Raw genomic sequence first — 13816 nt, forward strand, 5'->3', positions numbered from 1 at the left:
GGCCTGTCGGAGGCCCAGGTCCGGATCTACTCCGGATCTTCAGTTGAGGTCGGCGAATTCGTCGAGGTGCTTGCGGGCATCGGGGCCTTCGTGTGCAGGTTCGATGTAGTGCCACCTGGCCGTGACGCTGCTGGCGTGGCCGACGGTGTGCTCCCTTTCCGGATCCGGGACACACGGGCGCGGAAAGAACTCCTCGGCGTCCAGTTCGGATGTGGGCGGATCGGTCAGCACCTCCGTTCACGTCGGCCGCACATCGAGGCTCAGCCTTCCGCCACCAAACCACAAACTCGCATCGCCGATTCGGCGGTGCGAGTTTGCGTTTCAGGATGGTGACCTACACCGTGATCGGCAATCCTGGTGCGTGCCTTCATCAACTGATCGGCGTCCCACGTATCGGCAATTGCTAACCGCGTCAGAAATTCATCGTCGAGTTCGCGGCTCGATTTCTGATTTCCCTCAATCGATTTCGGCGTGCGGCTCAAGAACGACGATTCGCAGCCCGAGGTCGAGCATGGCGGGGGCAGGCCCGAAAGAGCCTGGGGGCGACCATGTTCCGTCAAGGCGAATCAGACGGAGCAGGTCCCCGCATCGGAGGTACCCAGGGCCACACCTCTCGCCGGACAGCCGAAAATCATCGAGAAACGAACTATATGTTCCTGTCTCCCCTGCGATTCGAATCCGCACGATTCGACCGCAGCGACGAGTCTAGACCCAGACCCCGCGATCGCACTGTGCCAGCGTGAGTTAACACTTCGTCGAAAGCGGCCGGGGGTGAGAATCCCACACCCCAGGGTGACTATCTCGACGAAGAAATGTTCCGGACTATTTGTAGGCCGCCGCAGTAAGCGACGGGAACAGAGAAAGGAACAAACGATATGAACGCAATCGAACTGGCCGAGGTCGACGCCGCAACCGCATTCGAGCTGGATGCACTCGAGGAACTTTTCGCAGCCCCAACACTCGAGCCGGATCGGTCCGCCTTCATCTACTCGTACAGGTACTGATCACCACTTGGTTATTCGGGGGGCGAGGCTGCCTGCTTCGCCCCCCGACCATGAGAACAGGGAGCCATATGAGCCTCGGGCGTATCCGGCCCATCCACCAGCTGGCGGACAAACGCTATCTTGTCGCGGAGTACACGGCAGCGGTGCAGGTGCTCGCGGACCGGCGGATGTCCAACGACCCGGCCAACGGCGCGGTCTTGCACCCGGATATCACCTCCCAGTCAGTGGTGAGCCAGCGGAGCAGCACCAGCATGCAGATGTGCGATGGGCAGCGGCACACTCGGCTCCGGCGCGCGGTAGCGCCCGCACTGACCCCGCGTCGCTACGACGTCGCGCTGACTCGAATGCGGCGGCAGGCCGAAGACCTGCTCGACGCTCTGCGTGCCCGCGGCGGGGGTGACCTGGTTTCCGAATTCATACTGCCACTGGTGTTCGGGGTGATCTGCGACCTGCTCGGCGTACCAGTGGCAGACCGCGACCGCGTGCTTGCCTGGGCCGAGGGCTCGACCATGCCGGACGCCGAAATCAGTACGGACGGCTCCGACGCCCTGGACACATACCTTTCCTCGTTGCTGGCGGCCAAAGCCGGGCAACCGGATGACGACTTGTGCAGCGAGCTCGCCGCGGCTCGGGAGGCAGGTCGGCTCTCGGATTCCGAGGCGGTGGGCACCGCCTCGCTGATGGTTGTCGCGGGATATGAGACGACAGTCAGCTTCCTCAGCACGAGCGCGCTCACCCTCTTGATGGCTCCGTGCCTACAGCAGTCGCTGGCACAGCGACCGGAGTCGCTGCCGTCGGTGATCGAGGAGCTGTTTCGCTACCTCACCCCCACGAAAGGCACGTGGACACGTTTTGCCATGGCCGACGTCCCGATCGGTGACACCGTTATCCCGGCAGGCAGCGCCGTCGTGGTGGATCTCGTCGCGGCCAACCGCGACCCGGAACGCTTCGCATGCCCGAACCGCTTGGACCCCTCGCGCGAAGATACGAAGCATCTGGCGTTCGGGCATGGTCGGCACTACTGCCCTGGCGCCGGCTTGGCTCGTCGGCAGGCGCAGATCGTCCTCGAGGTCCTACTGACGCACTTGTCCGAGCTGAGGCTCGCCGCCCCCGTCGCCGAATTGGGCTGGCACCAGAACCGATTCAGCAGGCGGCCCCGCTCGCTGCTGGTCACCGTCATCGACTCCCAGTCAGAGGTCGCCGCGTGAACGCTGATATCACGATGCTCACCCGTCGCTACGTCGTTCTGAATGTGCTCGGCTGGCTGCCGACCGGGCTGTGCGCGCCGGTTCTCATCCTGCTGCTTGCCGCGCGCGGGATCGACATGGCGACCATCGGCACCCTATTGGCCGCATACGGGCTGACAGCCGCCCTTCTCGAGCTGCCGACCGGCGGACTCGCCGACGTCATCGGGCGCCGGCCGGTGCTGATCGCCGCCTCCATGCTGTTCCTGCTTTCCGCGGTGTTCATCGGGCTCGGCACGAGCATCCTCGTCATCGCCGCGGGGCTTGTCCTGGAGGCGTCCGGCCGGGCACTGGACTCCGGCCCACTGCAGGCGTGGTACGTCGACGCCGCACACGCCGTGGACAAAGATGTCGACCTCACGTCCGGGTTCGCGCGCGGCAGAACCGCCGGATCGATCGCTCTCGCCCTCGGTGCGCTGGCAGGAGGCGCGCTGGCGGCATGGGTGCCGTTGTCGTCGACCGGCAACGCGCCGATCCTCGCGCTCTCGTTGCCCTACCTTGTGGCTGCGGGCGTCGTCGTGGTCCGCATCCTCACCCAGCTGGCGTGGGTCGGTGAGACACAACGCCGTCCGCGCGCGGATATCCGCGACATACTCGCCGATATCCCGCAGACGGTGCGCGACGGAATCCGCATTTGCTCTCGAAACAGTGTGCTCCGCCGGATAACCGTCCTGTGCGGCGTAATCGGAGTCGTGCTCGCGACGGTCGAATTGCTCGCGCCATTGCGGGTCGCCGAACTCCTCGGCGGGGACAGTCGGGCTGTGGCTGCCTTTGCCGTGGTCACGGCGCTCGGTGGCTTCGCGATGGCGGCCGGGTCGGCCGTTTCGCCAACGCTGTCGCGGCTGCTCGGATCTGTCCGTCGCACGGTGGTCGCCGCGCTCATCGTGACCGCCGTCGCCGTTGCCGCGCTCGATGCCCCGATCTTCCTCCTGGCCCCCGCGGGGTACGTATGTGTTTACCTCGCGCTCGGGGCACCGGAACCGCTGTTGGACGCGCTCACTCACCGCGCCGCGACGTCCCGGGAACGCGCCACGGTGCTTTCGGTCCAGTCGCTCGCCATGCGGCTGTGCGGCAGTGGGGGCGCTTTGGCGGCGGGAATGCTCGCGGCGAACACCTCTACCGCCTACTCTTGGGCGCTTGTGATCGGGGTCCTCGGTATCGGTGCGTTCGTTGCCGCGGGGCTTGCCGGCCACGATCGGTCGGCCGACGAACCGTCGCAAGCCGACTCCCACCTCAGCCCCGTGTTGGAGCAGGTGTGATAGTTCAGCGCAGATCTTGCAGCGGGTCCGGATCCCGGGGACCGATGTGGCTGGACCCGATACTGGGGTGCCAGCGCGGGATGGCTCGCTGGAGGGATGCGGGCGGGCGGGTGGCGAAGCGACGATCGCGTCGTGATCTTCCGCCGCACAATGCTCTGCGCCGCACTCACGGCCGCACTGATACCGGCCGCCTCGGCCGCCTGCACCTCCGCATCGAATCCGACACCGAACTGGCAACCCTGCCAGGAGAACGCCGAATTCGACTGTGCGACGGTCGCTGTGCCGATCGACTGGGCCGATCGTGATGGCCCGACAATCGATATCGCCGTGGTGCGGGACAAGGCCGATGATCCGGCGCGAAAAGTGGGGACACTTGTCTCGCTGCCCGGCGGACCGGGGTCCTCCGGTGTGGACGACATCCTGAAGGGCGGGAAGTTCTCACCGGAACTGCGGGCGCGATTCGACATCATCAGCCTCGATCCGCGTGGGGTGCAGCGCAGTCACCCGCTGCGCTGTGATGCCGGACTGGTCGCGCACCGGCCGAATATGGTGCCCGACCTCGGCGGCCGGATCGACGAAGTGCGTTCCTATGCCAGGGATCTCGCCGACAGTTGCCGGGAGCACACCGGGCCGCTGGTCGACCATCTCGACGCGGTCAGCGTCGCGCGCGATGTCGAGGCACTGCGGGTCGCGCTCGGGGTGGATCAGCTCAGCCTCTACAGCCGGTCGTACGGGACCATGCCGGCGCAGGCGTATGCGGAGCTGTTCCCGCAGCGGCTGCGAGCGTCGCTGATGGACAGCGTGGATGATCACAGCCTCGACGGACGCGGCTTTCTCGCGACCGAAGCACGCGCGGGCCAAGAGGCTTTCGACGAATTCGCGGCATGGTGCGAGCGCGACCAGACCTGCGCGCTACACAGCATGGACGTGCACCGGGTGTACGGCGAACTCTTCGCGAAGGCCGCGCGTGGCGAGCTGCGCGATCCTGCCCGACCGGACCGGGTACTAGGGCCGATCGATCTGAGTATGAAAGTGACACAACGACTTCACCGCCCCGATTGGGCGGGGTTGACCGCCGATCTGCAAGCGCTGACGGCCCAGCCACCGGCGGCCCCGGTGCAGCCCGGCGCAGCACAGCGATCGGGCGAGCCGACGGCGGCACCGGAGACAATCGTGTGCGCGGACTGGAAATTCGACATCGCCGATCAAGACGACTGGACCGAGCAGTGGCATGAACAGAACGCCAACGCCCCCACGCTGCGCACCCATTTCGCATGGGCCGCAGGCACTCTCTGCTCCGGTTGGCCGACCCCGCCGCGGAATCTCCCGCATCGCCCGAAGGCAGTGGACACCCCACCGATCCTGATCCTCAACGGTCGGCACGACCCGGCCACCCCCTACGAATGGGCAACCCAGGTAGCCGCCCGAACTCCCAACGCCACCCTGCTCACCTACGACGGCTGGGGCCACGGCAGCTATGACCGCACCCCCTGCACCACCTCCGCCGCCGACCGCTACCTCATCGATCGCACCGTCCCGGCACCCTCGACCCACTGCCCAGCCGCCTGACCAGGCCCGCCGACGATGTCGGTGCCCACCGCTACAGTCACGGAGTGGCTGGCGCGCCCTTTCTCGCCCGGGTCGACGGTTTCGACATCGACACAACGGGTTTCACGTCGGTCGAGCGCAGCTCGATCACCGGCCACTGCTGGTGGGCTGCGCGCGACCGACTGGTGCCCGGCGACCTGCATTCGCTGACCGATCTGCTGGTCACCGGGGCACCGTTACGGCATGAACGCCGAACGCCCCCTGCCGATTCGCCGCGTGATCAGCCTATTTCGGGCGGCATTCGGTGAAGATCTTGGAGTTGGCTTCCCGGGCCTTGTCGGCGTCGGACTGGCTCATGCCGAAGTTATTGGGGTCGGCGGCCTTGGCGTCGTATTCGTCGCCGATCATCTTGCGCAGGCCCTCTTGCGAAATACCTTGGTCCACATAGACCTTCGCGGCACAGTCGGCCAGGGTCTTGTCCTTGAGGCCCTTGTCCTGTAGTGACTTGGCGAGGTCGGCCTGGGTTACCGCGGGCTGGTCCGCGGCCTTGTCGTTACCGCACGCCGCCAATACCGGCAGCGCGACGAGCGCTGCGGCGATCAGGAAGGTCCGCACCTGATTCCTCTTCTCAGTTCAGTCTGCACATACGGCCACCGCGATGGCGCCGCAACGATAATGCCGTACGGCGCGGGGTGGTGGCCGAGTGATCGACCTATGGATTACAGATCCATGGCCGCACGCAGCGCGGTATCCAGTCGTTCCAGCGCATCCGATTCCATCTCATCGACGGGCTCGGCCAGCCAGCCGCGATAGATGCGGCCGATATTCCCGGCGTGCACCCACCCGTGCCGCTCGACGGGGACGGCCAGGATGTCCTGCGGATCGTCTTTGACGACCTCGGCAGCGATCAGCCACGGTCTAGGTGATTCGTTGATGCCATCACTGCTGATGAGCACGACGGTACGGCGCCGCGGCGAACCGTGTGGGTGATAGGTCCACAGTTCACCCCTGCGCACGCATCGCCTCCTCGGCGGCGGCCAGCTCCGCCTCGTCCGCCGCGGCCTGAGCCGTCACATCCGGCACCGGACCGACGCCGGTCCGCACGGCCTCGCGACGCGCTGCCTTCGATATCCACGCCGAGGGCGACATCCCCGCGCGAGCCGCCGCCTGTTCGGCGAAGGCCCAGGACGCCTCGTCCAGCGAAAGGGTGACCTTACGCGTTGCCATACCATTTATCGTACCGATGTTTCGGCCGACTGCCAGCGGAAATCCGGTCACCGTGCTGGCCGGAAATCTCGAACCGGCGGCTGGTGACTACTGTTACGGTCACAGATATGACGACGTTGAACCACCACCGGGTCGGCGCGGGGGATCCGCTCGTTCTGGTGCACGGAGTCGGCAGCCGCTGGCAGGTGTGGGAGCCGATCATCGATACCCTCGCCGAATCCTACGAAGTCTTCGCCGTCGATCTGCCCGGGTTCGGGGGCTCCGCACCGCTCGCGCACACCACCGTCGACACCCTGACCGACGCATTCGCCGACTTCCTCACCGAGCAGGGCATCGAACGACCGCATCTCGCGGGCAACTCGATGGGCGGGCTCATCGTCCTGAACCTCGGCGCGCGTGGGCTGGCCCGCTCGGTGACGGCGTTCTCCCCGATCGGATTCTGGGACACCCCGGGTCGTGTCTGGTGCCAGCAGTCACTGGGCAAGTCGCGCCAACTCGCGCGGGCGCTGCGCCCGGCAATCCCGTCGATTCTCGGCACCGCCGCAGGCCGTACGGCATTCCTGGCACTGATCTTCGGCAAGCCGTGGGCCATCGATACGCAGGTGGCCGTCGATACCGCGCGCGGCGCGGCCGACGCACCCGGCTTCGAACCCGCCCTCGCCTCCTTCAACGATGCGAAGCTGCACGAAATCGGCGCGCTGACAGACATTCCCGTCACCATCGCCTGGGGCAACCGGGACATCCTGCTGACCTACGCCACCCAGAGCAGCCGGGCCCGCACTGCCCTCCCGAACGCGCGCCACGTCACACTGCACGGCAGCGGCCACACCCCGTTCTTCGACGATCCGGCCGGATGCGCGAAGGTCTTGCTCGACACGATCAGCCCCCGTTCCTGACCGATCGCGGATCGGTCAGCGTGGCCGGATCCGCCTCGCCGAGCAGGATCCGAACGGCATTTCGCCAGCGGTGCTGCAGGATTCGGTTGCGGTCGAGGTCGCCGGTCAGCAGCACGCGCATGGCCAGACCGGTCATGATCTCGATGGTGAATTCGGTAATGGTCGGCACCCGCGGGTCGTCGGGAAACTCCTGACGGAAGATGTCGCGAATGCTGTTGTGCATCAAGTCGAATAGTCGATATTCCAGCGGCAGGAATGCCGCGAGCAGTTCGGGATCGGTGCGCGCGGCGACCCACATCTCGAGTGCCGCCCAGAATGTCGGCCCGGTGAACATGCGCATGGTCAGCTCGACGGCCGTTTCGAGCCGGTCGGCCCCGGCCGGGATCGCCTCGAATTCCCTTGTCAGCTGGGCGAATCGGCGCTCGGCGAGATGTTCGACGGCACCGGCGAGCAGATCTGCCTTGGTCGGGAAGTGGTGCTGCAGGGTGCCGCGCGGCACCCCGGCCCGTTTCTGCACCTCCAGTGTCGTGGTTCCCGCGTAACCGACCTCGACCAGGCTGTCCACCGCCGCGTCCAGGAGCCGCGTGCGCATGCGCGAGCGGCGCTGCGCCTGCGTCTCCCGGACACGTTCGGGCTCGCCCGTCGCCCGACCACCACCCCTCGAGGAGTCGCCGTGCGACGCCGAATGCATCTGTCAGCGTCCCTGCCACTGGGGTTCGCGCTTCTGCGCGAAGGCCAGCGCACCCTCGGTGGCATCCTTGGAGAACAACACGGGCAAGGCGATTTCGCCCTGCTTCGCGAAACCCTCCGCGACCGACCAATCCGGCGACTCGTCGATGATCCGCTTACTCGCGGCGACCGAAAGCGGCGCGGCCGCAACGATTTCGGCCGCCAATGCCAGCGCACCCGCCAGCGCCGCACCGGGTTCGGTGATCCGGTTGATCAGGCCGAGCTGATAGAGCCGTTCGGCATCGATGCGCCCGCCGGTGAGCGCCAGTTCCGCGGCAATGGGACGCGGCAGCCGCTGGGTCAGGCGCAGTACGCCGCCGCCCGCGGCGACCAGACCGCGCTTCACCTCCGGAATGCCGAACTGGGCGTTGCTCGCGGCGACAATGAGATCACCGGAGAGCGCGAGCTCGAAACCACCGGCGAGCGCGAAGCCCTCGACGGCCGCGATCATCGGCTTGACAGGCGGTTTCGCGGCGATGCCGAGCGGGCCGCGGTTCGCGGTCATCGGCATCTCGCCCTTCGAGGCGGCGACGAGATCCATTCCGGCACTGAATGTTCCGCCCGCGCCGGTGAGCACGAGCACGCGGGCGGCATCGTCGGACTCGAATTCGTCGACGGCGGCCTCGATGGCCTGCGCGGTGGCGAGGTTGATGGCGTTGCGGGCTTGCGGGCGATTGACGGTCAGCACGGTGATCGCATCGCGCTTTTCGACCAGCACCAGGTCTGCCCCACCGGTCGCGCGGTCACCACCCGAATCGCTTTGCGACGCTGAATTCATTTGACGGTCCTCTCGGTCAGCAGGGTGATCTTGTCGGCGGCGTTCACATCGGCAGCCGCGCCGATCGGGTCGCCGTCGGTGAACGCCGCGATGGTGTCGGCATCGGACGCCCGGACCAGTATGCGGGCACCGGCCGGTGTCAGCGCGCTGATCACCACGGCCTCGGGTTCGTCGGCGTGATCGGGTGCGGGACCCTTGCGGTAAGCGACGGTGTAGGCCTCAACGGTGGCCGGCCCGGTGTAGCCGGGTGCCGAATCACGCCGTGCCACCGGCACTTCCGCTTCGACGGCGCGGAACGAACGCGCGGGTGGGCGCGCGGAGTAGACACCTATGGCGTGTTTGGTGACATACCAACCCAGTGCGCTCGCCAGGCCGTACGCCGACGGGTCCGCACGCAGCCGACCGGCCAGTGTCGCGATGGAATGGGTCGCGTAGTTATTGCCGGGGCCGCCCGCGAAGGTGAGTCCGCCGGTGACCGACAGCGGCCGCGCCGGGTCGTCGATCGGCAGCCCCAGCGCCTCGGCCGCGACCTGTACCGCGACCGGGAAGCAGGAGTACAGGTCGATATGCGCGACATCATCGATGCCGATACCCGCACCGGTCAGTGCGGCCCGCCCGGCCGCCGCGATCGCGGGCGAGGTGGACATATCCGCGCGTTCGGAAACGAACCACTCGTCGGTGGCGGTGGCGCCGCCGTGCGGGAATACCCAGCGCTCGCGCGGCACGCCCGCCACATCGGCCGCCGCCGCACTGCACAGGATGAGTCCCGCGCCTTGATCCACGGACAGGTTCGCCACGAGCAGCTTCGGATACGGCGTGGACACCATCCGGTTCGCGCGTGTCGGTGTCATCAACTCGTCGGCGGATTGTTCGGTCGGCTGCCACGCATACGGGTTGCGCGCCGCCACCGCCGAGAGCCGCGACCACAGCCCGCCGATCCGCTCCCGATGCGCGGCCTCGCTCAGCCCGAGCCGTCCGCGCAGCGCGGTCTCCATCAGCGCATAGAAGTAGACCGGACCCCACAACCCCGCCGCGGTCTCCATCTCGGTATTGGGTCCGCGCTCGGTGCCGATGATCTCGGTCGGCCGGACCTGTTCGGCCTGCTCGGGCCAATCGAGTGCGGCGCCGGTGCGGGTGGCCGCATTCCAGGACGCGACCGATTCGGCCCCGGTGATCAGCGCGACCTCGCACCGTCCGTCTGAGATCGCCTGCGCGACAGCGCTGACCAGGCGCTGCGGCGCGTCACCGCCGAATCGCGCCGATTGCAGCGTGCGCTTCGGGGCGGCGCCCAGTTCCGCGGCGACCAACGCGCCGAGGTCCGGGTACGGCCTGCTGACCGGGGCCGCGGCGGCGATCAGATCGGCCGATCGCAGCAACCGGTCGCCGGTGCCGCTGTCCGCGCCAGCCCGGCGCAGGGATTCGGCGGCGAGTTCGACGGGGCCGGGCAGTCCCGGCTCGTCGGTCCGGTGCACGACCTGTCCGACGCCGACGAGCACCGGCGTTCGCGGGTCCAATCCGGGTGGCAGCATTGTTCCTCCACTCTTTACCGTCAGCATTGACGGTAACGCGTGTTCGATTAGAACAGAGGGCCGTTACTCGGGCAATGCCCTCGACACGAACTGACTCGTGGGTAAGATCCGGGAATGGGCTCCGATATCGCGCTGCGGTTCGCCGGCGACCGCGCCTACGTCACGCTGAACCGGCCGGACAAGCACAACGGCCTCACCATCGATATGCTCCGCGACCTGGTCACGACCGCGCACACCATCGCCGGTCGCAAGGACGTGCGCGCGGTCATCCTGTCCGGCAACGGCCCGAGCTTCAGCAGCGGTCTGGACGTCGCCAAGACGACCAGCGATCCGCTCGCCGTCGTGCGCAACTTCATCCCGCTGCCCTGGCGCGGCACCAATACCTTCCAGGAGGCCTGCTGGGCGTGGCGTCGGCTCTCGGTGCCGGTGATCGCCGCGGTGCACGGCCGCTGCTACGGCGGCGGACTGCAGATCGCGCTGGCCGCCGACGTCCGCTTCGCCACCCCCGATGCGGAGTTCTCGGTGATGGAGGCCAAGCACGGCCTGGTCCCGGATATGACCGGCGCCGCGACACTGTCGCGCCTGATCGGCGTCGACAAGGCACTGCTGCTGACCATGACCGCCGACACCGTGGACGCCGCCTACGCCGAGCGGATCGGCCTGGTCACCGAGGTGACCGCGGACCCGGTGGCGGCGGCGGAGAAACTCGCCGACCGCATCGCGACCCGCTCCCCGCACGCGGTCGCGGGCGCCAAACAGCTCTTCGATCGCTCCTGGCACGCGTCGGCGCGGCGCACCTTCGCCATCGAGCGTGCCACCCAGTTGCCCTTGATCCTGCGGCAGGCAATATCTCGTGGTAATCGCTCGGCAACCTAGGTAGCGAAGCGCTTACAACTTTCCTGACGAATCGCGCAAGCGACAAATTTCACCGGTTTCGCTGTTAGCATCTTGGGGATTTGCCAGCCAGCCGAAATGTGGCGCGCATGGAAACTCCGTATCGTGCCGCTTCGGCCAGAAACCGGAGGGCTCAGAAACTTTGAACAAGTTCGCGTCCGCCTTGCTTTCGGCATTGGCAGGAGCTTCGGCCTTGCTCCTGGTAGCTACTACCCCTGCCTCGGCAAACCCAAACGCCATCAATCCGATCCCGGTTCTCAACGGCACCAACGGTCTGCCCAACCTGGTCGGCCGCACCAGGGCGGTATTCCAGATGACCGGGCTGGCCAGCCCGAACAACACCCAGACCTACAACGTGCTCGGCACCGATCTCGGCATCATGTGGGACAACGGGAACGGCGAAATGCTGACCGCGTTCGGCGATACCGCCGGACTCGGCTTCCCGAACCTGCTCGCGGGCAGCACCTGGGCGTGGCGCAGCAATATTCTCGTGCGCAGCCACACCCACGATCCATCCAACGGCATCTTCTTCGACAGCGTGGTGCGCGATTTCTTCGGCCAGGCGCGCGACCTGATTCCCAGCCCGAAGATCCCGTTCGTGGAGATCAGCCGCATCCCGACCGCGGGCATTTCGGTCGGCGGTGTCCAATTCATGAGCCTGATGTCGGTGCAGACCTGGGACGATGTCGGCCGGTGGACCACCAATTTCTCCGGGCTCGCCGCATCCGGCGATAACGGGGAGACCTGGGCCGAGCTCCCCGAGACCCGGCGTCCGAATGATGGCGGCAACGCCAATTTCCAGATGAATGCCTTCGTCAAGAACGGCGGGTTCGTCTACGAGTACGGCACCCAGTCCGGGCGCAACCGGGCGGCCTATGTCGCGCGGGTGCGTGAGGGCGATATCGGGAATCTGGGCGAATACGAGTATTGGGACGGCGGGCACTGGAGCAAGAAGGGCGATGTCAATGCCGCGGCGCCGATCATGTGGGGCGTCGGCGAGATGTCGGTGATGTACAACGAGTACCTGGGTCAGTTCATCTCGCTGACCACCGATCCGTTCAATTCGGTGGTCATGCGCCGCGCCGCCTCGCCGGAGGGGCCGTGGAGCGATCCGGAGGTGCTGATCGATACGCGGGAGCTGCCGAGTGCGTATGCGCCGTCGATCTTCCCGTATCAGACCGGACGTGATCTGTACTTCGTGACGACCGTGCATTCGCAGTACAACGTGCTCTTGATGCACACCACGCTCTGAGATCCAGGGATCAACGGGACACGGTATCGCCGTGTCCCGTTGCTCCCGTTTCGAATTCGACTTGACCTCAACATCACTTCAGGTATGAAGCTGATCGCGTCGGATTGTCGAACTTCGGGAGAGAATATGGGCACCACCGCCGCAACCAGCGAATCTGTCACCGCCGCTTCGGCTTTGCGCGCGTGGCTGCGCGCGAATGCGCGGCCGATATCCGACACCGATGCGGACAGCACCGGGGCGGAGCTCGCGCCGCTCACCGACCGGCTCGGCTCAGCGACCGTGGTCGGGCTCGGCGAGTCGACCCGGTTCTCCCGGCAGACCTTCGGAGTGCGCGAGCGCGTGTTCCGGGTGCTGGTCGAGCAATACGGGTACCGAGCGCTCGCGGTGCAGGACAGCGCCCGCTCGGGCGAGCGGCTCGACGCCTATGTGCGCACCGGTGTGGGCGATCCCGAATCGGTGCTCGCCGATGCATGGCGGCCGACCCGGACGGCCGAAATGGCGGCGGCACTGTCCTGGATTCGCGCATTCAACCAGGAACACCCGGGGGATCCGGTCCGGATCTTCGGCGTCGAGCCGCCGCGCGCGGAGCCTTCGGACTACGACGCGGTGCTGGACTACCTGCGCCGGCATGCGCCGGATCGCTTGGCCGCAATCGAATCCCATCTCACCCCGATCCGCACCGCACACCAAGTGGATGAACATGTGCAGCGCCATCATGGAATTCACCCCGGCCGCCCATTCATCGACGACGCCCGCGACGCCCTCGCACTATTCGAAACACTCCCACCGACAACAGAATTCGACAATGCGATAACCCATCTGCAACTCATTGTCGATTTCCACCAGAAAAGCGTTGCCGGACAGGGAGGTTTCGCACGCGACGAGCGCCCCGCAGCCGACCGGGTTATCGAATGGCAGCGCCGCACCGGCGCAAAAATCGCCTACTGGGACGGCATCGGCCACACCGCCGCTCTCACGCTCGGCGACGGCCCGGCCGAAACCTCCGAATTCCGCGGCATAGGCAGCTATTTGCGTGCAAACTTCGGCGCCGGGTACATATCGGTGGCCATCGGCTTCCATCACGGCGATCTCGGAGTGGCAGTGGCGCCGCAGCCACAACCGGACCTGATCGATGCAACGCTGGGCGAGCTGGATTTACCCGCCTGCTACGTGGATTTGCACAGCGCCGCACCGGAATCGGTGCGGCAATGGCTGCACGCCCCCGCGAAACTACGCACGATCAGCGGCATCTACGACCCCACCAAGGACGCCACCGCATACACAGCAGTCCGCTCCCTGGTCGACGCATTCGACGTCCTCATCCACATCCGCGAGACCTCGCCGGTGCACTGGCTGCCGCAAGCGAGCGCGTAGGGCTCGGGGTTACTGACGAGCAGACCAGGAGTTACGGCGGTTCCGGGTACGAGGCGGCGGGTTATTCGACGGCGGCACGAAT

Annotated in this window: 17 protein-coding genes; 9 read left to right on the forward strand and 8 right to left on the reverse strand. The window is 66.7% G+C overall.

Annotated features, from left to right (window positions below; translation table 11 throughout):
* Positions 1 to 39 precede the first annotated feature (39 nt).
* Positions 40 to 231, reverse strand: a complete 192-nt coding sequence (locus ACHQ4I_RS06200) for a hypothetical protein (protein WP_420770683.1) — start codon at positions 229 to 231, stop codon at positions 40 to 42.
* Positions 232 to 260: 29 nt separating this feature from the next.
* Positions 261 to 482, reverse strand: coding sequence for a hypothetical protein (locus ACHQ4I_RS06205; RefSeq protein ID WP_420770684.1), 222 nt, complete (start codon positions 480 to 482; stop codon positions 261 to 263).
* Between the two features lie 393 nt (positions 483 to 875).
* Here ACHQ4I_RS06205 and ACHQ4I_RS06210 point away from each other — a divergent pair, with 393 nt between their 5' ends.
* From ACHQ4I_RS06210 to ACHQ4I_RS06230, 5 genes are all read left to right on the forward strand, one after another.
* Positions 876 to 1004 (forward strand): hypothetical protein, encoded by a 129-nt coding sequence (locus tag ACHQ4I_RS06210; RefSeq protein WP_420770685.1) that lies wholly within the window; start codon positions 876 to 878, stop codon positions 1002 to 1004.
* 68 nt (positions 1005 to 1072) lie between these two features.
* A complete protein-coding gene (locus ACHQ4I_RS06215; protein WP_420770686.1) occupies positions 1073 to 2212 on the forward strand; it encodes a cytochrome P450 in 1140 nt (379 codons plus the stop codon).
* Entirely contained in the window at positions 2209 to 3507 is a 1299-nt protein-coding gene (locus ACHQ4I_RS06220; protein WP_420770687.1) for an MFS transporter, read from the forward strand. Before ACHQ4I_RS06215 ends, ACHQ4I_RS06220 begins: the two co-directional genes overlap by 4 nt.
* Positions 3508 to 3639: 132 nt before the next feature.
* Positions 3640 to 5076, forward strand: a complete 1437-nt coding sequence (locus ACHQ4I_RS06225; protein ID WP_420770688.1) for an alpha/beta hydrolase — start codon at positions 3640 to 3642, stop codon at positions 5074 to 5076.
* A 44-nt stretch (positions 5077 to 5120) separates the two neighbouring features.
* Positions 5121 to 5363 (forward strand): NUDIX hydrolase, encoded by a 243-nt coding sequence (locus ACHQ4I_RS06230; protein ID WP_420770689.1) that lies wholly within the window; start codon positions 5121 to 5123, stop codon positions 5361 to 5363.
* Here the strand turns inward: ACHQ4I_RS06230 and ACHQ4I_RS06235 are convergent.
* The 3 genes from ACHQ4I_RS06235 to ACHQ4I_RS06245 all read right to left on the reverse strand — a co-directional run bounded on the left by ACHQ4I_RS06235 (position 5341) and on the right by ACHQ4I_RS06245 (position 6282).
* Positions 5341 to 5670: a hypothetical protein gene (locus tag ACHQ4I_RS06235; RefSeq protein WP_420770690.1), complete on the reverse strand. Its 330-nt coding sequence runs from the start codon at positions 5668 to 5670 to the stop codon at positions 5341 to 5343. The two genes, ACHQ4I_RS06230 and ACHQ4I_RS06235, sit on opposite strands and share 23 nt — an antisense overlap.
* A 104-nt stretch (positions 5671 to 5774) precedes the next feature.
* Positions 5775 to 6071, reverse strand: a complete 297-nt coding sequence (locus ACHQ4I_RS06240; protein WP_420770691.1) for a hypothetical protein — start codon at positions 6069 to 6071, stop codon at positions 5775 to 5777.
* Positions 6058 to 6282 carry a hypothetical protein gene (locus ACHQ4I_RS06245; RefSeq protein WP_420770692.1) on the reverse strand — a complete coding sequence of 75 codons (225 nt, stop codon included), beginning with the start codon at positions 6280 to 6282 and terminating at the stop codon, positions 6058 to 6060. Before ACHQ4I_RS06245 ends, ACHQ4I_RS06240 begins: the two co-directional genes overlap by 14 nt.
* Positions 6283 to 6389: 107 nt before the next feature.
* Here ACHQ4I_RS06245 and ACHQ4I_RS06250 point away from each other — a divergent pair, with 107 nt between their 5' ends.
* Positions 6390 to 7178 (forward strand): alpha/beta fold hydrolase, encoded by a 789-nt coding sequence (locus ACHQ4I_RS06250; RefSeq protein WP_420770693.1) that lies wholly within the window; start codon positions 6390 to 6392, stop codon positions 7176 to 7178.
* Here the strand turns inward: ACHQ4I_RS06250 and ACHQ4I_RS06255 are convergent.
* The 3 genes from ACHQ4I_RS06255 to ACHQ4I_RS06265 are packed head-to-tail and all read right to left on the reverse strand — an operon-like array spanning position 7162 to position 10214.
* Complete coding sequence (locus tag ACHQ4I_RS06255) at positions 7162 to 7869, reverse strand: TetR/AcrR family transcriptional regulator (protein ID WP_420770694.1); 708 nt, start codon at positions 7867 to 7869, stop codon at positions 7162 to 7164. The genes ACHQ4I_RS06250 and ACHQ4I_RS06255 overlap by 17 nt on opposite strands.
* 3 nt (positions 7870 to 7872) lie before the next feature.
* On the reverse strand, positions 7873 to 8685 hold the full coding sequence (locus ACHQ4I_RS06260; protein ID WP_420770695.1) for a crotonase/enoyl-CoA hydratase family protein: 813 nt from the start codon (positions 8683 to 8685) through the stop codon (positions 7873 to 7875).
* On the reverse strand, positions 8682 to 10214 hold the full coding sequence (locus tag ACHQ4I_RS06265; protein ID WP_420770696.1) for an acetyl-CoA acetyltransferase: 1533 nt from the start codon (positions 10212 to 10214) through the stop codon (positions 8682 to 8684). Before ACHQ4I_RS06265 ends, ACHQ4I_RS06260 begins: the two co-directional genes overlap by 4 nt.
* Positions 10215 to 10328: 114 nt before the next feature.
* On the opposite strand from ACHQ4I_RS06265, the gene ACHQ4I_RS06270 reads away from it, so the two are divergent.
* The 3 genes from ACHQ4I_RS06270 to ACHQ4I_RS06280 all read left to right on the forward strand — a co-directional run bounded on the left by ACHQ4I_RS06270 (position 10329) and on the right by ACHQ4I_RS06280 (position 13734).
* Positions 10329 to 11090, forward strand: a complete 762-nt coding sequence (locus ACHQ4I_RS06270; protein WP_420770697.1) for a crotonase/enoyl-CoA hydratase family protein — start codon at positions 10329 to 10331, stop codon at positions 11088 to 11090.
* Between the two features lie 160 nt (positions 11091 to 11250).
* On the forward strand, positions 11251 to 12360 hold the full coding sequence (locus ACHQ4I_RS06275; RefSeq protein ID WP_420770698.1) for a DUF4185 domain-containing protein: 1110 nt from the start codon (positions 11251 to 11253) through the stop codon (positions 12358 to 12360).
* Between the two features lie 126 nt (positions 12361 to 12486).
* Positions 12487 to 13734 (forward strand): erythromycin esterase family protein, encoded by a 1248-nt coding sequence (locus ACHQ4I_RS06280; protein ID WP_420770699.1) that lies wholly within the window; start codon positions 12487 to 12489, stop codon positions 13732 to 13734.
* Positions 13735 to 13816: the final 82 nt, after the last annotated feature.

The organism is Nocardia nepalensis, assembly GCF_048910785.1.
Taxonomy (GTDB): domain Bacteria; phylum Actinomycetota; class Actinomycetes; order Mycobacteriales; family Mycobacteriaceae; genus Nocardia; species Nocardia nepalensis.